The organism is Arthrobacter sp. V1I9, from assembly GCF_030817075.1.
Classification (GTDB): domain Bacteria; phylum Actinomycetota; class Actinomycetes; order Actinomycetales; family Micrococcaceae; genus Arthrobacter.
The window spans coordinates 2,999,950-3,016,877 of the sequence record NZ_JAUSYU010000001.1 but is presented as its reverse complement, the minus strand read 5'-3'; the positions used below and the strand labels follow the sequence as shown (position 1 = coordinate 3,016,877).

Annotated in this window: 16 protein-coding genes; 7 read left to right on the top strand and 9 right to left on the bottom strand. The window is 65.1% G+C overall.

Going from position 1 to position 16,928, the window contains the following annotated elements; genetic code table 11:
- Window positions 1-10 precede the first annotated feature (10 nt).
- On the bottom strand, window positions 11-850 hold the full coding sequence (locus QFZ70_RS14100; protein WP_307096493.1) for a siderophore-interacting protein: 840 nt from the start codon (window positions 848-850) through the stop codon (window positions 11-13).
- Between the two features lie 14 nt (window positions 851-864).
- A complete protein-coding gene (locus QFZ70_RS14095; protein WP_307096492.1) occupies window positions 865-1,635 on the bottom strand; it encodes a uracil-DNA glycosylase in 771 nt (256 codons plus the stop codon).
- Between the two features lie 126 nt (window positions 1,636-1,761).
- On the opposite strand from QFZ70_RS14095, the gene QFZ70_RS14090 reads away from it, so the two are divergent.
- The 5 genes from QFZ70_RS14090 to groL all read left to right on the top strand — a co-directional run bounded on the left by QFZ70_RS14090 (window position 1,762) and on the right by groL (window position 6,346).
- Window positions 1,762-2,091, top strand: a complete 330-nt coding sequence (locus QFZ70_RS14090) for a DUF3263 domain-containing protein (RefSeq protein WP_307096491.1) — start codon at window positions 1,762-1,764, stop codon at window positions 2,089-2,091.
- Window positions 2,092-2,136: 45 nt separating this feature from the next.
- Complete coding sequence (locus QFZ70_RS14085) at window positions 2,137-2,781, top strand: LytR C-terminal domain-containing protein (RefSeq protein WP_307096490.1); 645 nt, start codon at window positions 2,137-2,139, stop codon at window positions 2,779-2,781.
- A 172-nt stretch (window positions 2,782-2,953) separates the two neighbouring features.
- Entirely contained in the window at window positions 2,954-3,160 is a 207-nt protein-coding gene (locus tag QFZ70_RS14080) for a cold-shock protein (RefSeq protein WP_307096488.1), read from the top strand.
- Window positions 3,157-4,437 (top strand): ABC transporter substrate-binding protein, encoded by a 1,281-nt coding sequence (locus tag QFZ70_RS14075; RefSeq protein WP_373461596.1) that lies wholly within the window; start codon window positions 3,157-3,159, stop codon window positions 4,435-4,437. Before QFZ70_RS14080 ends, QFZ70_RS14075 begins: the two co-directional genes overlap by 4 nt.
- A 280-nt stretch (window positions 4,438-4,717) precedes the next feature.
- A complete protein-coding gene (gene groL, locus QFZ70_RS14070; RefSeq protein WP_307096487.1) occupies window positions 4,718-6,346 on the top strand; it encodes a chaperonin GroEL in 1,629 nt (542 codons plus the stop codon).
- Between the two features lie 113 nt (window positions 6,347-6,459).
- On the opposite strand, the gene QFZ70_RS14065 is transcribed toward groL, so the two are convergent.
- The gene (locus tag QFZ70_RS14065) at window positions 6,460-7,767 is read right to left on the bottom strand and encodes an ABC transporter substrate-binding protein (RefSeq protein ID WP_307096485.1); all 1,308 of its coding nucleotides are present in this window, start codon (window positions 7,765-7,767) and stop codon (window positions 6,460-6,462) included.
- Between the two features lie 301 nt (window positions 7,768-8,068).
- Here QFZ70_RS14065 and QFZ70_RS14060 point away from each other — a divergent pair, with 301 nt between their 5' ends.
- Entirely contained in the window at window positions 8,069-9,172 is a 1,104-nt protein-coding gene (locus tag QFZ70_RS14060; protein ID WP_307096483.1) for a ribonuclease HI family protein, read from the top strand.
- 18 nt (window positions 9,173-9,190) lie between these two features.
- Here the strand turns inward: QFZ70_RS14060 and QFZ70_RS14055 are convergent, their stop codons facing one another.
- The 6 genes from QFZ70_RS14055 to QFZ70_RS14030 all read right to left on the bottom strand — a co-directional run bounded on the left by QFZ70_RS14055 (window position 9,191) and on the right by QFZ70_RS14030 (window position 16,325).
- On the bottom strand, window positions 9,191-9,478 hold the full coding sequence (locus QFZ70_RS14055; protein ID WP_104044651.1) for a WXG100 family type VII secretion target: 288 nt from the start codon (window positions 9,476-9,478) through the stop codon (window positions 9,191-9,193).
- Window positions 9,479-9,636: 158 nt separating this feature from the next.
- Window positions 9,637-11,124 carry a HAMP domain-containing sensor histidine kinase gene (locus QFZ70_RS14050; RefSeq protein ID WP_307096481.1) on the bottom strand — a complete coding sequence of 496 codons (1,488 nt, stop codon included), beginning with the start codon at window positions 11,122-11,124 and terminating at the stop codon, window positions 9,637-9,639.
- 2 nt (window positions 11,125-11,126) lie between these two features.
- Window positions 11,127-11,837: a response regulator transcription factor gene (locus QFZ70_RS14045; protein ID WP_104044652.1), complete on the bottom strand. Its 711-nt coding sequence runs from the start codon at window positions 11,835-11,837 to the stop codon at window positions 11,127-11,129.
- A gap of 97 nt (window positions 11,838-11,934) precedes the next feature.
- A complete protein-coding gene (locus QFZ70_RS14040; protein ID WP_307096480.1) occupies window positions 11,935-13,581 on the bottom strand; it encodes a DNA repair helicase XPB in 1,647 nt (548 codons plus the stop codon).
- Window positions 13,582-13,594: 13 nt separating this feature from the next.
- Entirely contained in the window at window positions 13,595-16,081 is a 2,487-nt protein-coding gene (locus QFZ70_RS14035; protein ID WP_307096478.1) for a helicase-associated domain-containing protein, read from the bottom strand.
- A 10-nt stretch (window positions 16,082-16,091) separates the two neighbouring features.
- Complete coding sequence (locus QFZ70_RS14030; RefSeq protein ID WP_307096477.1) at window positions 16,092-16,325, bottom strand: hypothetical protein; 234 nt, start codon at window positions 16,323-16,325, stop codon at window positions 16,092-16,094.
- Between the two features lie 218 nt (window positions 16,326-16,543).
- Between QFZ70_RS14030 and QFZ70_RS14025 the strand changes: the two genes are divergently transcribed.
- Complete coding sequence (locus QFZ70_RS14025) at window positions 16,544-16,927, top strand: cold-shock protein (protein ID WP_013599963.1); 384 nt, start codon at window positions 16,544-16,546, stop codon at window positions 16,925-16,927.
- The last annotated feature ends 1 nt before the right edge of the window (window position 16,928 follow it).

Here is a 16,928-nt window from a genome sequence, read left to right as displayed (position 1 = left end):
ATTTGTCTAGCTATATTTGCCCTACGGGCAGCTTTTTCTCCGCCTGGAACACATCCTCCACGCGGCCCTTGGCCCAGTAACCCGAAAGGGAGACTTGGCTGCGTTCCAAGCCGCGCTGATCGAAAAGGACCTTTCGGAGGGCCTTCATGTAGCCGCGCTCGCCGTGCGCAAACACGTCCACCCTGCCCGCGGGCCATTCGGCGTTTGCCACGGCCTGCACCAGGACGTCGCTCTCGCCCGCGGGGACACCGTTGCGAACAATCCAGTGGATTGTCACTCCGGCGGGAGCGGCAATCGGCTGGATGTCGGCGTGGGAATCCACCTCCACAAAGGCCAGGCCCACTGCCTCCCTCGGCAGGGACTCCAGGCACGCAGCAATGGCCGGCAGCGCCGCCTCGTCGCCGGCGTAGAGGTACCAGTCGGCGTCGGGTGCCGGGTTGTAGGCGCCGCCGGGGCCGGTGAAGGTCAAGGTGTCGCCTGGCTGCGCCTTGGCTGCCCACGGGCCGGCGAGGCCTTCGTCACCGTGGACCACAAAATCGATGGCAAGCTCGCGCGCCACTGGGTCCACCCAGCGGATGGTGTACGTGCGGGTGAACGGCCATTGTTCCCTCGGCATGGTCTCACGGATGCTCCACAGATCCAGGGGAGAGGGATACTCCACCCCCGGCTGCGGAAAAACGATCTTGACGTACCGGTCCACGAAATCGTTGTTGACGAAGTCCGCGAAGCCGTCCCCGCCGGCGACGATCCGCACCATGTGCGGGGAAAGCTCTTCCCTGCGGACAACGGCGAGGTTGATCTGCGGACGGCTCTTCTTGTTGGCGCTGGTAGCGGCGGGAAGGGTGCTCATAAGGCAAGCCTAAGCTAGGGCGCCGGGGGGAGCTCCCAGGTTACGCCAAGGGCACCCTGCCCGCTCAGGAGTTCATTGACGCGGCTGAAAGGCCGGGACCCAAAAAAGCCGCGGGATGCGGACAGCGGGCTGGGGTGGGCGCTCGCCACGGCAGGAGCCCCCTCGAGGAGGGGCCGGACACTTTCGGCGTCCTTTCCCCACAGCACCGCAACCAGAGGCATCCTGGACCCGTCGTGGTTCCGCCGGTGGGCGACCGCCGTGACTGCCGCCGTCGTGATCTTCTCCCAGCCCCTGCCGCGGTGCGAGCCGGCCGATCCCGCGCGCACTGTCATGACGCGGTTCAGGAGCAGCACGCCCTGGTCAGCCCAGGCGGACAGGTCGCCGTGGACCCGCGCCGGCAGCCCGAGGTCCGCTTCCAGCTCCCGGTAGATGTTCGCCAGGCTCCGGGGGATGGGCCGCGTGCGGGGATCCACGGAGAAGGACAACCCCACCGCATGTTCCGGCGTCGGATAGGGATCCTGGCCCACGATCAGGACCTTCACCGCGGCGAGGGGCTGCCGGAAGGCCCGCAGGACGTTCGACGGCGCCGGCAGCACCTGGTGCCCGGCCGCCACTTCGTCCGCGAGGAAGGTAAGCACCTCCCGGAGTTCCGTTTCCACGCCCGCCAGGGCGGCGGCCCAGTCGGGCGCCATGAGCTCCTCCAGCGGGAGCTGCGCAAGCTCGGCGAAACCGGTTCCGCGCGCTGGTTCCTGCTCAAGTTCGAACAAGGCATCTGATTCAAACACCGTCCTATTCTTGCAGGGCATCCGGAAGCGGGGCCCGGCATGTTGCCACCGGCGCAAATGACAACGCTGTTATTCGTCCGTAGCATGGGGGTCAGACATTTTACGTAACCAGCTAAGGAGTTCGCCGTGGCGGAACCAGCTCGGGAGCACCTGCCGGAGCCGGAATCCCGGCACTCCCTCCTGGCCGACTTCAAGCTTCGTGACTCGCCGTTGAGCGAGCGTGACCAGCAGATGCTTGCCCTGGAGCGGCAGTGGTGGAAGTACGCCGGCGCCAAGGAACAGGCCATCCGGGAGCTTTTCGACCTTTCCGCCACCCACTACTACCAGCTGCTCAACGCCTTGATTGACACCGAGGATGCGCTGGCCCACGATCCCATGCTGGTCAAGCGATTGCGTAGACTACGTATGTCGCGTCACCGTGCACGTACCGCACGGCGCCTGGGGTCCGACGCCTAAGACGCTCGAGCTGAGCCGCCAGCAGCAATCAACAAGGATATCTCCATGCCCAAATACGCCCGCGATGAATTCGACAAGGTCCCGGAGACTGCTTCGCGACAAGGAGTCCACCGCACGGCTTCCGCCCCGTCACGGGTGCGGCTCTGGCCCATTCTCGCGGTGGGCATTGCCGCCCTGGCGATTGGACTGGTGTCCTTCCTGATCCTTCCCAAGCTCAGCGTCAGCACCCCGGACAACCAGGCATCAGTAAGCCAGGCGGCATCCCCGCTGGCCGGCACCGGTTCCACTCCTTCGGCCGCCCCCAAGGCTTCTCCGGAACCTTCTGCGGTGTCAACGCCATCCCCGTTCACGGAGCCCGAAGCCAGCGCGGTCGCCGAACCGGAACCGGACGAGCCAACCTCCGCTCCCGCGGTCATCGACAAGACACAAAGCGTTGCCATTTACAACGCCGCAGGGACGGCAGGACTTGCCGGCCGGGTGGGTGGAACGGTCCAGGCCGACGGCTGGACGCTCGGCCAGGTGGGCAACTGGGCCGGTTCCCCGCAGCAGGCGTCCGTCGTCTTCTACCAGGGGGCCGGCCAACTGCCCGGCGCCCAGGCCCTGGCGGCGCTTCTCGGCATTCCCACGGTGGTGGAAAGCACAGAATTCCAGGTGCCGCTGGTTGTGGTGCTGGGGCCCGGCTACCAGTAAGCCTCCAGGAGCCGCGTGAGGCTTAGCGGTTACGCCTGGATAACTTTTGCGTGCGGTCACGCGGCAGCCGGCTACCCCTGGCCGGGCATTGGCTAGAGTGATTTTAGGTGCGGTTGGAGCCTGTCGGCGCACAGCGGTGTGGGCCCCGGACATAACGGAAAGAGTGGTCAGCATGGCACAGGGAACCGTCAAATGGTTCAACGCTGAAAAGGGCTACGGCTTTATCACCGTTGACGGCTCCGGCGATGACATCTTTGTCCATTGGTCCGCCATTCAGGGTGATGGTTACCGGGCCCTGGATGAGGGCCAGCGGGTGGAGCTCGAAGTGGGCGAAGGCGAGAAGGGCCCGCAGGCTGAAAGCGTCCGGCCGGCAGAGTGACTGATCTGAACCTCCGCCCGGCAAACCTCCGCCGGGCGCTTTCCACCGCTGCCCTGTGTTCTGCCCTGGTATTGACAGCCTGTTCCGGGGCCACCGGCAATGCCCGGGTGGAAGCCGCAGAGGCTTCCGGTGACGGCACCCTGCGCGTGGGACTGATCCTGGACAACGCCGGCCAAAACGCCTTCCTCAATGCCCCGCAACTTGCCGCCGCCAAGCTCGCCGTGCAGGAAATCAATGCTGCAGGCGGCCACAAGGGCAAGCCGGTGGAACTCCTTCCAGCCGGTACAGGACAGGGTGCGGCAGAACAGGCCGAGGCGCTCGTCGCCGCGAAGGCGGACGTTGTCATCGGCCCCACCGATTCAAGCCGCGCCGCAGCGGCAATTGACGTCCTCTCCCGTGCCCGCACTCCGCTTATCTCGCCAGCCAACACTGCCGCCGGGCTCAGCAGCATCACCAGCGGCGGCTATTACTTCAGGACCGCACCGGCCGACGTCGCGCAGGGTCCCGTCCTGGTGAAGTTGGCCAAGGACGCCGGTGCCACGTCGGTCGCAGTGCTGTACCAGGAGGGTTCCTACGGCAAGGACCTTTCGGACGCCGTTGCCGCCTCTGCCGAACAGGCGGGAATGGAAGTGCTGGCAACTGCCGGCTTCAAGCCGGGCGACGCGGGCAGCGCAGCCGATGCTGCCGGGAAGGCTGAAGCAGGCGCCGTTATTGTCATAGCCCGTGACGGTGCGCAGGGCGCCCTGGCGGAACTGGCCAACTTGGGTGTTGACGGGAAGCAGCTCATCCTCAGTGACGGCGCCTTCGGCCGCTACGCGCCAGGTCTGGCAGGGCGCTACCTGGAGGGCGCCCGCGCCGTGGTTCCCGGACAGCTTCCCAAAGCGGGCTTCCAGGCAAGGCTCCTGGCGGTGGACCCGGGCCTGAAGGACGTATCTTTCGCAGCCGAAGCCTATGACGCAGTGACGGTTGCTGCCCTGGCTGCTGCGAGGGCCCAGGATGACGCCGGCCGATCTATTGCAGCCAATCTGATCGCTGTTTCGGGAGGATCAGCGGAGGGATCAGCTGGGGAAGGGCAGGGCGAGGCGTGCCCGTCCTATAAGGACTGCCTGGAACGCCTGAAGTCCGGGCCGGATGCCAATTACGACGGCGAGTCAGGGCCGATTGCCTTTGACGCCAACGGCGACATCACCACGGCCACGTTCAGCGTCTTCACCTACGGAGCCGACAATGACCCCGCCCTGAGTGGCCTTGAGACGGCGGCGCGGGCTTCGGACTGAACCTCGCCGCCGCTGCCCGCGGCACTGTTTTTCACCTCCTTTCGCTTGCACTCTCACGTGGGGAGTGCTAATTATTGAGTTAGCACTCTGACGTACCGACTGCTAAGCAAAGCTGGTTCCGGCCGGCGGCGCCTTGCACCGGTCGAGGAGCGAGAAACACCTCACTGGAGTGAGATCCGCAGCCGGAGGCATACAGAGGCCAACGGTGAAGGATCGTCCGTCGCGGGCACTGCAGCGAAGGTTCATTCTTAACGACTGTCCCGAAAGGACTATTGCCGTTATGGCCAAGATCATTGCATTTGATGAAGAGGCACGCCGCGGCCTTGAGCGGGGCCTGAACACCCTCGCCGACGCCGTTAAGGTCACCCTCGGCCCGCGTGGACGCAACGTCGTCCTCGAAAAGAAGTGGGGCGCCCCCACGATCACCAACGATGGTGTTTCCATCGCCAAGGAGATCGAGCTGGACGATCCCTACGAGAAGATCGGCGCCGAGCTGGTCAAGGAAGTTGCCAAGAAGACGGACGACGTCGCAGGCGACGGCACCACCACGGCTACTGTGCTGGCACAGGCACTGGTCAAGGAAGGCCTGCGCAACGTTGCTGCCGGCGCCGACCCGCTGTCCCTCAAGCGCGGCATCGAAAAGGCTGTTGAAGCTGTTACGGCCGAGCTGCTGAACTCCGCCAAGGAAATCGAAACCAAGGAAGAGATCGCCGCTACGGCCTCGATCTCGGCCGGCGACGACGAAATCGGTGCCCTCATCGCCGAAGCCCTCGACAAGGTGGGCAAGGAAGGCGTCATCACGGTCGAGGAGTCCAACACCTTCGGCCTGGAACTTGAGCTCACCGAAGGCATGCGCTTCGACAAGGGCTACATCTCCGCCTACTTCGTCACCGACACGGAGCGCCAGGAAACGGTCCTCGAGGATCCGTACATCCTGATCGTCAACTCCAAGATCTCCAACGTCAAGGAACTGGTTGCTGTCCTCGAAAAGGTCATGCAGTCCAACAAGCCGCTGCTGATCATCGCCGAGGACATCGAAGGCGAGGCCCTGGCCACCCTGATCGTCAACAAGATCCGCGGCACTTTCAAGTCCGTTGCCGTCAAGGCTCCGGGCTTCGGCGACCGCCGCAAGGCGCAGCTTGCCGACATCGCCGTCCTCACCGGCGGCCAGGTCATCGCCGAGGAAGTTGGCCTCAAGCTGGAAACAGCAGGCCTGGAACTCCTGGGCAAGGCACGCAAGGTTGTTGTCACCAAGGACGAGACCACCATCGTCGAAGGTGCCGGCGACGCCGACCAGATCGCCGGCCGCGTGTCCCAGATCCGCGCCGAGATCGAGAACTCCGACTCGGACTACGACCGCGAGAAGCTGCAGGAACGCCTGGCCAAGCTGGCCGGCGGCGTTGCAGTCATCAAGGCCGGTGCCGCAACCGAGGTTGAGCTCAAGGAGCGCAAGCACCGCATCGAAGACGCAGTGCGCAACGCCAAGGCTGCTGTTGAAGAAGGCATCGTCGCCGGTGGCGGCGTGGCCCTCATCCAGGCCGGCGCCAAGGCATTCGCCAACCTGCAGCTCTCCGGCGACGAAGCAACCGGTGCCAACATCGTCCGCGTTGCCATCGACGCTCCGCTGAAGCAGATCGCCTTCAACGCCGGCATGGAGCCGGGCGTTGTGGTGGACAAGGTCCGCGGCCTGCCCGCCGGCCACGGCCTGAACGCCGCAACCGGCGAATACGTCGACCTGCTGGCCGCCGGTGTGAACGACCCCGTCAAGGTAACCCGCTCTGCCCTGCAGAACGCGGCCTCCATTGCCGGTCTCTTCCTCACCACCGAGGCTGTTGTGGCCGACAAGCCGGAGAAGAACGCTGCTCCGGTTGGCGGCGGCGACGACATGGGCGGCATGGGCGGCTTCTAGGCTCCCACTGCCGGGCCTGTCCCGCCAGTACACATAAATGCGGCCCCCTCGCGAGAGGGGGCCGCATTTTTTGTGCGCCGGATACTTGCCCGGTTCCGGCAGTCGCGGGGCTGTTACCTGGCGCCGGCCACCATTCCTTCAACTTCCTTTTTGAATGCTTCGGCGGCTGCCTGCGGCGTGAGACGGTCGTAGAGGACCTCATCGGTGTAGCGCTTGATCACGTTCTGCACGCTGCCGGCGCCTACCGGGGGAACGGGCGGTGCTTCCTTCACGTCCGGGGCAATGTCCTTCAGGAAGCTGACCACAGTGGTATCCGCGGGCTTCAGCGAGGGCGTAATGCTGTCAACGATCTCCGCATTGGTGGGCACGCCGCGGTCCGTCATCAGGATGGCTCCGGCTTCCGGGCTGTTGGCCAGGTAGTTGATGAAGGTGGCGGCGGCTTCAGGGTGCTTGGACCGTGATGAAGCGGACCAGAACATGGTGGGCTTGTAGTACATGCCGTTCTTGGCCGCGGAACCATCGCCGCTGGGAGCACGGAGCATCTTAATGCTGCTGCCGGTAGTGGCCTCAAGGGAACCGAGCTGGTTCGTCCACCACCACGCCATGCCCACTCTGTTGGTGCCAAAGAGGCTCTCTTCGAGACCTGCCCCGGCGTCCTCGGTGGCGACGGTTGCCGGGGGACTTGCCTTCGAATCGCGCTGCTCCTTCAGGCGTTCCCAGAAGGAGGCGGCGGTTGCGGTATCGAAGTCCAGCTTGCCGTCCTTGGAGTAGAGGTTCTCACCGTGCTGGCGTAGCCAGATGATCAGGTCCGCCTCGTTGCTGCCGTAGGCGGCGCCATAGTTTTTTCCGTCTCCTGCGGCGCTGATTTTAGCCGCCGTCTCCATAAACTCGTCCCAGGTCCATTTGGTGTCATCCGGGAGGGGCACCTTGGCCGCCTCAAAAACCTTCGTGTTGGCCATGATGACGTAGGCGTTCTGGCCGGTGCTCAGCCCGTACTGAGAGCCGTCATACTGGCCTGAAGCCAGCCCTTCCTTGTCCAGCTTCGACGTGTCGATACCCTCCTGCCTGGACAGGTCCAGCAGGGCGCCGCGTCCGCCGTATTCGGCGATGTACTTCTGATCCATCTGAATGATGTCAGGGGCGTCATTGGCCGCTGTCTTAGTGGCCAGCTTGTCCCAGTAGCTGGCCCACTCACCGGGTTCCGATTCGATCTTGATGTTTGGATGCTCTGCTTCGAAGGCGTCGATGACCTTTTCAGTCTGGGCATTGAGGTACTCGTTACCCCACCAAGCAAAGCGCAGGGTCACTTCCTCGTTGCTGTTGGAACTGCTGGACGTGCCACATCCGGTTGCGAGGAGGGAGAGGGCAACGGCTGCAGCGCCAAGCTGGAATCGCCTCCGGCTAACGGTTGGAATCGACATTGATGTGCCTTCCTTGTTCTGATGAGTCCGCTTCCTTGCTGCGTCCGGCCGGCATGCTAGCCGACGGATAAGGTAAGAAAGCGTTTTCTCGTTATGACCCCCGATTGTTCCGGGGCTCCGGCGCCTACGTCAAGAGGTTTGGGCAAACGCTTTCCTGGTTTCCCTCGTAACGCTTCTGGAGTTCATCGGGTCCCGAGGGCATGCGGGTGCTGGTGCCGCGCGCAGGTTGCGGTCTTGCCCGGGTGCTGTGTCGCTGCACCCGCAATCCTGCATTGTCGCTGGCTTCTGGCAGGATGGACCGGTGACGATTACTGCAGCGGCCGACGGTTCGGCTTTGGGAAACCCGGGCCCGGCCGGCTGGGCCTGGTACGTGAATGACGATTGCTGGCGCGCCGGCGGATGGCCCCACGGCACCAACAACCAGGGTGAACTGATGGCTGTCCTGGATCTGCTGCGGGCCACCGCGCACCTTCGCCACGAGGACCTCCACATCCTCTGCGACAGCCAGTACGTCATCAACTCCATCACGAAGTGGATGCCCGGATGGAAGCGCAAAGGCTGGCGGAAGGCGGACGGCAAGCCGGTGCTGAACGTCGATCTGCTCAAGGAGCTGGACCGGGAACTCGCCGGGCGGAAGTACAGGTTCGAGTGGGTCAAGGGCCACGCCGGGCATGACCTGAACGAAGCCGCCGATGAGCGGGCCCGGGCCGCCGCAACCGCCTACCAGCAGGGGGTAGCGGCCCGGTCAGGACCTGGGTTTCCCGGCGCCCATCACGCAGTGGCGCCCGGAACCCCGGCTTCGGGGGGCACCGCAGCCGGTGAAGCCTTTGCCGGTGGTGCAACTCCAGCAGCCGCAACCGACGAACTCGACCTCTTCAGCCAGCAGGACGTCACGCGGCTGGAAATGACGCAGCAGAACGTTGGCCGGCAGAACGGTGGCCAGAAAGAGTCCGCTCAGGAGGAACTCACCCAGGAGAACTTCCCTCACGAGGAATTCACCCAGCTGGACTTCACCCAGGTGGACGGCGCCTTTGATCTGGCCGGCGCAGGCCGGGCGGAGACAGCCTCGCCCGAAGCGCTGGTCGAAAAGTTGGAGCGGGAACTGCTTGGTCCCCTGGTGCGCGGCGACATCGGCAGGACGGCCGTCCTGCTGCACCCGGATTTCCTGGAGATCGGCAGCTCGGGCAGGGTCTGGACGCGGGACGCCATGATGATGGCACTCGAAGAAGACCCGGGTGAGCGGACCGACATCGAGATCCTGGGTGCGGACCGCATCGGCACCAGCGCAGTCCTGCTGACCTACAGAAGCTACGCGCGCTCCGGCACGACCCTCAGGAGCTCCCTCTGGGTACTGGACGGTGGACGGTGGCGGCTCCGCTTCCACCAGGGAACGCCCGAAGCCTAGGACTTCACGAGCAGCGGGTCAGCTGAACCTTTGGGTGTTTCCCTGCTCGGCCTGCGCGTAGGTGGCCGCCGCGGACGAGAGCGCCATGTTGATCGAGGCCAAGGAAGCCTCCACCCTGCCCTGGGTGATGGTCCACTCCGTGATGAGTGCCTGGAAGTTCGTGGCAGCAGAGCCCCGCCAGGTGCCCTGGAGCTCGTCAAGCCCCCGCTTCATGGCCTGGACGTCCGCGCTGATGCGGTCCACTGTTGCCTGCACATTGGCGGATTTGAGCTGGAGCAGTTCGGTGTCGACGGAAATGATGCTCATGGCAGTGCCTTTCGCTGGAACGGGCAGCGTCTGCTCCCGCGCCCGGACTGTCCGGGCCACGATGACGAGCCTATGAAAGCGGGTGCGGCGGTGCCATGCCGGGGAGGCCATATGTGGATAACCCCGCCCCTCGCTGCCTACTGCGTCGTTGCGCCCTGCTATGGGTATGAACCCAGGTCCTCCACTCCGGCACTGTCCGAGAATTCGTTATCCGGTGCGTCGTCGCGGTTCGGAAGGGTGACCACAAGTGTGGCGCCCCCGCCGTCGGTGTTCGCCACCCGGACGAAACCGCCGTGGGAGCCGACGATGGCGGCCACAATGGCCAGTCCCAGCCCGCTGCCGCCCGTCTCCCGCGTACGGGAGGTATCGGCCCGATAGAAGCGCTCGAAAACCTTGGATGCGTCCTCCTCAGAAATGCCGGGGCCGTGGTCGCGGACTTCGATGACTGAGCGGAGCTCCCCGCCCTCCATGGCGCGGACGCCGACAGCCAGCTCAATCGGGCTGTCCTCCGGGGTGTAGCGCAGGGCGTTGCCTACCAGGTTGCCTACCACCTGGCGGAGTTTCGCTTCATCACCCAGCACGGGCGCGGGAGCTGCCGGGCCGCCGTCGAGCCCCACGAGCGATATCACGCGGGACCGGGCGCTGGCCTGCGTGTCCACCACCGCGTCATGGGCGATCAGCTGCAGGTCCACGGGCTTTTGCTGCAACGGGCGCTGTTCATCCAGGCGGGCCAGCAGCAACAGGTCCTCCACCATGGAGCCCATGCGCTTGGCTTCGCTTTCGATCCTGCCCATGGCCATGGCCACGTCCTCGTTGGTGGCCAGCGCCCCGTGCCGGTACAGCTCCGAGAAGCCCCGGATTGTCACCAGCGGGGTACGCAGTTCATGGGAGGCGTCGGCCGCGAACCGGCGCATCCTCGCCTCTGACGCCATCCGGGCGGAGAAGGCTGTTTCGATGTGGGCCAGCATGGCATTCAGGGAGCTGCTGAGCCGGCCGAGCTCGGTGCTGGGATTTTCCACGTCCACGCGGCGGGACAAATCCCCGGCGGCAATGGCCGCTGCGGTCTTTTCCACCCTTGCAAGCGGGCGGAAGGCACGCGATACAGTCCAGCTGGCGATCAGGGACGCCAGCAGCAGGGTCAGCAGGCCCACTCCTGTGACAACAAGGGTGGCGTGCTTCAGGACGTCGTCAACGCTCTCCAGCGGCAGCCCGATGACCACTACCGCGGTGGTCTGGTTGTTCTGCACCGTCACCGCCAAAACCCGCCAGTTTTGGCCGTCCGTTCCCCGCACCTGGAAAGGATCGTTGCCTCGGGCCTGGGCCTCTTCCACGCTCATGGAGCTGATGTCCGGCCCGTTATCCGGTTCAGCGCCGAACGGATAAGGCTCTTCCCCCGGCACAAACAGAATCAGCGAATAGTCGGTGGGAACCTCGGGGTTGCTCCGTGCCTGCAGTTGCGAGAAGGACCGTTGCCTGCTCGCCAGGTCGACGGCTGCGTTGAGTTTGCCGTCCACCTGGGTCTGCAGGTAGTTGTGAAGCAGGGCCAGGGTGCCTGCCCCCGTCACGGTGAGGGCGACGATGAGCAGCGCCATAATCATGGCCACCAGTTGCGTCCTGAGCGAGGCCGACTTCCACCGCGGCAGCAAGGTCAGCGCTTTTCTGCCGTCCGGAGCACGTACCCCACGCCGCGCTTGGTCTGGATCAGGGCCGGAGCTTCGGGGTCGATGTCCACTTTCCGGCGCAGGTAGGAAATGTACGACTCCACGATGGAGGCATCTCCGTTGAAGTTGTACTCCCACACGTGGTCCAGGATCTGCGACTTGGACAGCACCCGGTTTGGGTTGAGCATGAGGTAGCGGAGCAGCTTGAACTCCGTGGGGGACAGTTCGATGACGGTGCCGCCTCGCCGCACTTCGTGGGCGTCGTCGTCGAGCTCCAGGTCATCAACGCGGATCACTGCGTCGTCATCGAGCATGGGCTGCGTCCGGCGCAGGACGGCCCGGATCCGGGCGACCACCTCATCGAGGCTGAAAGGCTTGGTGACGTAATCGTCCCCGCCGACGGTGAGGCCGGTGACCTTGTCCTCGGTATCGTCCTTGGCGGTCAGGAACAGAACGGGGAAGTGCTTGCCGGAAGCCCTGAGCCGGCGGGTAACGGTGAACCCGTCCATGTCCGGGAGCATAACGTCCAGGACGGCGAGGTCCGGGGCATGCAGATCGGCGGCGGCAAGGGCGTCGCGTCCGTTTGCCGCGGAGACGACGTCGAATCCAGCGAACCGCAGGGACGTGGAGAGCAACTCCCGGATGTTGGGTTCGTCATCCACTACCAGGAGCTTCGCTTCAGGGCCGTTCTTGTTCATATTCCCATCATGCTCCCAGACTCTGGGAGTTGTCTGGATACTTGTTGTGAGCAAGGTGAAGAGCCGCCGCCCCGTATCAAGCTGGAAGGCGGGCCGGCTATCCGGCCGTTTCCACGTCCTTGGCGTCCATAATGCGGTAGGCGTAACCCTGCTCGGCAAGGAACCGCTGGCGCTTGGCGGCGAACTCCTGGTCCAGGGTGTCCCGTGCCACGAGCGAGTAGAACCGGGCTGCCCGGCCGTCCTTCTTGGGGCGCAGCAACCGGCCGAGCCGCTGCGCCTCCTCCTGCCTCGAGCCGAAGGAACCGGATACCTGGATCGCAACTGAGGCCTCTGGAAGGTCGATGGAAAAGTTGGCCACCTTGGAGACCACGAGCGTCTGGATCTCGCCCGCCCGGAAGGCATCAAAAAGCTTCTGGCGCACCTTTACGGAGGTGTCACCCTTGATGACGGGCGCCTTCAGGCGCTCGCCGAGGTCGTCCAGCTGGTCGATGTACTGGCCGATGACCAGCAGTTGCTCCCCGGCGTGCCGGGCAACGAGCTGTTCCACCACCAGGGTTTTGGATTCGGAGGTGGCGCACAGCCGGTACTTGTCAGCGTCGTCGGCCATGGCATAAGCCACACGCTCTTCCCGTGGCAGGTCCACACGCACCTCAACGCAGTCCGCGGGGGCGATGTAGCCCTGGGACTCAATGTCCTTCCAGGGCGCGTCGTAGCGCTTGGGTCCAATCAGGCTGAACACCTCGCCCTCGCGGCCGTCTTCCCGCACCAGGGTCGCTGTCAGTCCCAAACGGCGCCTGGCCTGCAGATCCGCCGTCATCCGGAAGATCGGGGCCGGCAGCAGATGGACCTCGTCGTAAATGATCAGGCCCCAGTCATGTCCGTCCACCAGTTCAAGGTGCGGATACAGGCCGCCGCGTTTCATGGTGAGGACCTGGTAGGTGGCGATGGTCACCGGCCGGACTTCCTTCACGGCCCCCGAGTACTCACCAATCTCGTCATCCGTGAGGGACGTTCGCTTGAGCAGCTCGTCTTTCCATTGCCGGGCAGCCACGGTGTTGGTGACCAGGATCAGGGTGGTGGTGGAGCCGGTGGCCATGGCCGCTGCGCCCACCAGCGTTTTGCCCGCGCCGCAGGGCAGCACCACAACGCCGCTGCCTCCGGCCCAGAAGTTGTCGCTGGCCATCTGCTGGTATGGACGCAGTTTCCAGCCGTCCTCGTTCAGCGCAATCAGGTGCGGGGTGCCGTCCACGTAGCCGGCCAGGTCTTCCGCCGGCCACCCGATCTTGAGCAGGAGCTGCTTGAGCTGCCCGCGCTGGGACGCGTGCACCACCACGGTCTCACTGTCGATGCGTGGTCCCAGCAGCGGTTGGATTTTCTTGGCCCGGATGACTTCCTCAAGCACGGGGTAATCGTCAGTCCGCATGACCAAGCCGTGCTGCGGGTCTTTTTCCAGGCGCAGCCGGCCGTACCTGGACATGGTTTCCTCGACGTCGATCAGCAGTGAGTGCGGCACCGGGAACCGGGAGTATTTCAGGAGGGTGTCCAGGACCTTCTCGGCGTCCAGTCCGGCCGCGCGGGCGTTCCACAGCCCTAAGGGAGTCAACCGGTAACTGTGGACGTGCTCGGGGGCACGTTCCAGTTCCGCGAACGGCGCGATGGCATGCCGGGCTTCTGTGGCGAGCTCGTGGTCCACCTCGAGGAGGATGGTCTTATCGCTCTGGACTATCAGGGGTCCGTCGTTCACGCGGGGGAGTCCTTCACTGGCGCAGTTCCTCTGCGGCCTCAATATCGATAATGCGGTGGATGGAGAGCACCCGTTCGGTGTCCTTCGCGGGGTCGAAGACCCGCACCCGTCCGCCGCTTACTGAGAGGGGAACAACAATTTCCAGGTTCGCATTCCCCATGCCGTCCACCACGTTCATGCTGATGCGCTGCTTGAGCCGGATGGCACGCTGCAAGGCTTCCAGGCCAAGCTGCGTGGCTGCCTCACCTGTCTGGTCACTTTCCGGGCCGTGATGATTCCCGACGGCGGCAGGACGGTGCCGCAGCACATCCAGTTGCGCCTGGACTTCTTCCGCCGGCGGGGCTGTCCGCGGCGCGGTGTAGATGGGCCGGGACGGGGTATGCGGGGCAGGAGCGCGCCGCAGCCGGAGCACCTGCTGGTCCGAATCGTCAAAGGAGGGGGAGAGGCCCAGGCTCCGGAGAACCTGCGCTGTTTCACGCGGCGGCGCCGAAGAGATGAGGACGGTGGGCGCAATCCGCACCAGCCCCAGCCCCTCCGTTTTCGGTCCGGACAGCAGCTCCAGCAGCGCAGCCTCATCCTCGCTCTGGACAAAACTCGCCGCTGCGCCGACCCGCAGCCGGCCGTGCCGGGCGGCAGTATCCTCCACCAGGTACTGCAGCGGCTGGGGCACTGCGGTGGCCGAGTGCTCCCGCAGGAACTCCAGCACGGTGGAGGCACTATGGCCGGCGTCCAGCGCCCGGCGGATGGAGCCGGGCGAGAACCGGTAGATGGTGGCCGGCCCCTGGCCTTCAGCGTCGGCCATCAGCAGCAGTTTTTCGGTCAGCGCCGGGGCAAGGTATCCGGGTGCTACGGCGGTGAGGTCTGCCTGGAGCAGTACGTGGTTCAGCTCCGCGGGCAGGTGCTCACCCAGGATGGAGAGGGCGGCGTCCGGTTCATCGTCCGCGATGGCACTTCCAAGCTGGCTCAGGGCCCCCGAGCCGAGCAGGCCGAGTACTTCGGCTTCGGCCAGGACTCCGCGGATCAGCGAGCTGAAGCGCCGGGCCATCCGGGGCTGGGCCCACTCGGCGCGCTGGAGCACAGCTGCAGCGTCCAGGACCGGCGCTGTTCCGTCAGGGGCCTGTGCCTCACACGTTAGTTCGTTCAGGATTTCCAGGATCCGTTTGCGCACCACGGGGGCGTCCGGACGCTGCGCCTCTGCCGACAACGCGATGATGGTGCTCCCGGAAGCCGCGCGGTGCGCAGCTGCTCCCGGGGTTCCATTGATCGGCTGCCCCACCAGGGACGGCACGCGCTGGCTGGCCAGCCAGGCATTCACCAGCCAGAGCCATTGTTCCTGCCGGGGCAGGACAAGCCACTCCAGCTCCGGCGGCTGAACCCACGACGACGAATCGACGTCCAGGCGGATCAGCCCTGCAAGCCCACAAAGCTCAAGGAGAAGCCCGGTACGGGGCTGGTCGATCCGCAGCAGCTCAGCCAGCCGCCTCATCTCCCGAACGCCCACGCCGCCGCTGCGGAGGGTGGCCAAAGGCTGGTCCCGCACGGCATGGAGTACTTCGCCCACCAGCCGCAGGGTCTCACTGATGGCCCCCAGCGCCGCATTCCGCCGTAAGGCGGCGCTGGTCCGGCCAAGCTCCGGGACCGGCGGCGCAAGGCTGAAGTCGTTGATGATGGCACCGCCCCGCAGCGAGAGCCCCACGCTGTGCGGCAGCTCCACATGGGCAGCGTCCAAAGGCACCAGCAGGCCGCGCGCCAGCAGCCAGTCGATGGGCCCGACGTCGGATCCCTCAGTGGCGATGGACGCCTTGCGTTGCGCTTGGGGGACGGCCCCCATGGCCCAGTTCCGGAACCGGGCGAGCAACGCGGTGGTCCGTTCCGGAGCCGTGGCCAGAATGTCCTGGAGGGCCTCCGGCGAGGACGTCCAGTGCTGCAGGGCGAGCGCTGCCTCCATGGGTGTTGTGGCTCCCTGGATGGCTGCGCCGCTGCGGTGAAGTTCGGACACGAGCTGCACCGCGCGCTGTGCGAACGCGGGCTGGAGGCGCACCAGCTCTGTATAACTGCGGCCAAGGCCGGCCGGATAAATTCCCACCACGTCCTTGAGGCTGCCAACGGGGAGGTAGTACCGCTGCTTGTTGCCGGTGGCGGGTGCGCCATGCGGGGGTTCGGCACGGTGGACCAGGGCAAGTTCCTGGAGAGCGACCAGGATCCGCTCCACAGCGGCAACGGTGGAACCCGAAATCAGTTTGCGCAATCCAGCCGCGGAGGCACTGTGCTCCGTATCAGTGTTTGTGGACAGATGGAGGGTTTCCAGGACCTGCATCTGTGGCCGATTGAGGCGCTCCAGCGCACGCTGGACGCTGACGCGCCCGCTCGCCCGTGCAGCGAGGGCAGCGAAGTCCGGCACAGCGGGGGAGATGAGGTCCGGCCGCGCGTCGAACAGCGCCCGCAGCGAGTCGTCGCTGCGTGCCTCCAGGTCCTTGCTGAGCGCGCGAATGAGGGACATCAGTCCAACGTTACCGCCCGCCCGGTTTTCCTGCCCGCCGGCGTCCGGCAACGCTGTCCAGAACAAGGAACAGCATCAGGAGGAACGCCAGCGGCAGGCCGTAAAGTGCCGTGTAGGTGACCCAGGCCGGAGCCACGGAACCGGAAAAGGCGAATGCCATAACGGCAGCGACGGCGGCCAGTGAAAGCACGGCGATAACTGCGGCGAGGATCGTCAGTGGACGCCGGTAACGCGAGGGTGTCATAAACGTAACGCTAACAGCCCGGTCTGACAGCGCGGCCACGGGTTCAGTGTGCCGTTGCGGAGAGCCGTCGAAAGCAGGATTACGGCACGGGGCAGGATAACCTTGAGGGATACAGACCAACACGGTCTCCAGCCGTCATACCCTGAACCCGCACAACACTGCGGATGCGGTGATGGCCGGCCGTGTCTCAAGACGTCAGAACGAAGAAGGTTGATTACGTGCCTACCGGCAAGGTCAAGTGGTATGACAAGGAAAAGGGCTTCGGATTCCTCGCGGGAGAAGACGGCCAGGAAGTTTTCCTGCCCAAATCGTCGCTGCCCGAGGGCGTAACAGAGCTGAAGGCCGGCACCCGCGTTGAATTCGGTGTGGCCGACGGCCGCAAGGGAGCCCAGGCCCTGGGCCTGCGCGTGCTGGACAAAACACCGTCCATCGCCAAGGCAAAGCGGCCCAGCGCAAAGGACCTCGCACCGCTGGTCCAGGACCTCGTGACTGTTCTGGACAACCTGTCCGGAACCCTTTCCAAAGGCAAATACCCGGAAGGCAATAAGGGCAAGGCCATCGCCGCCGCCCTGCGTAAGGTTGCCGACGAGCTGGACGTTTAGG

Excerpts from the sequence above, each read along its gene's own strand:
- QFZ70_RS14030 (WP_307096477.1), bottom strand. The coding sequence starts at position 16,325 with ATGACACCCTCGCGTTACCGGCGTCCACTGACGATCCTCGCCGCAGTT.
- groL (WP_307096487.1), top strand. The coding sequence starts at position 4,718 with ATGGCCAAGATCATTGCATTTGATGAAGAGGCACGCCGCGGCCTTGAG.
- QFZ70_RS14080 (WP_307096488.1), top strand. The coding sequence starts at position 2,954 with ATGGCACAGGGAACCGTCAAATGGTTCAACGCTGAAAAGGGCTACGGC.
- QFZ70_RS14085 (WP_307096490.1), top strand. The coding sequence starts at position 2,137 with ATGCCCAAATACGCCCGCGATGAATTCGACAAGGTCCCGGAGACTGCT.
- QFZ70_RS14065 (WP_307096485.1), bottom strand. The coding sequence starts at position 7,767 with ATGTCGATTCCAACCGTTAGCCGGAGGCGATTCCAGCTTGGCGCTGCA.
- QFZ70_RS14055 (WP_104044651.1), bottom strand. The coding sequence starts at position 9,478 with ATGAGCATCATTTCCGTCGACACCGAACTGCTCCAGCTCAAATCCGCC.
- QFZ70_RS14100 (WP_307096493.1), bottom strand. The coding sequence starts at position 850 with ATGAGCACCCTTCCCGCCGCTACCAGCGCCAACAAGAAGAGCCGTCCG.
- QFZ70_RS14035 (WP_307096478.1), bottom strand. The coding sequence starts at position 16,081 with ATGTCCCTCATTCGCGCGCTCAGCAAGGACCTGGAGGCACGCAGCGAC.
- QFZ70_RS14045 (WP_104044652.1), bottom strand. The coding sequence starts at position 11,837 with ATGAACAAGAACGGCCCTGAAGCGAAGCTCCTGGTAGTGGATGACGAA.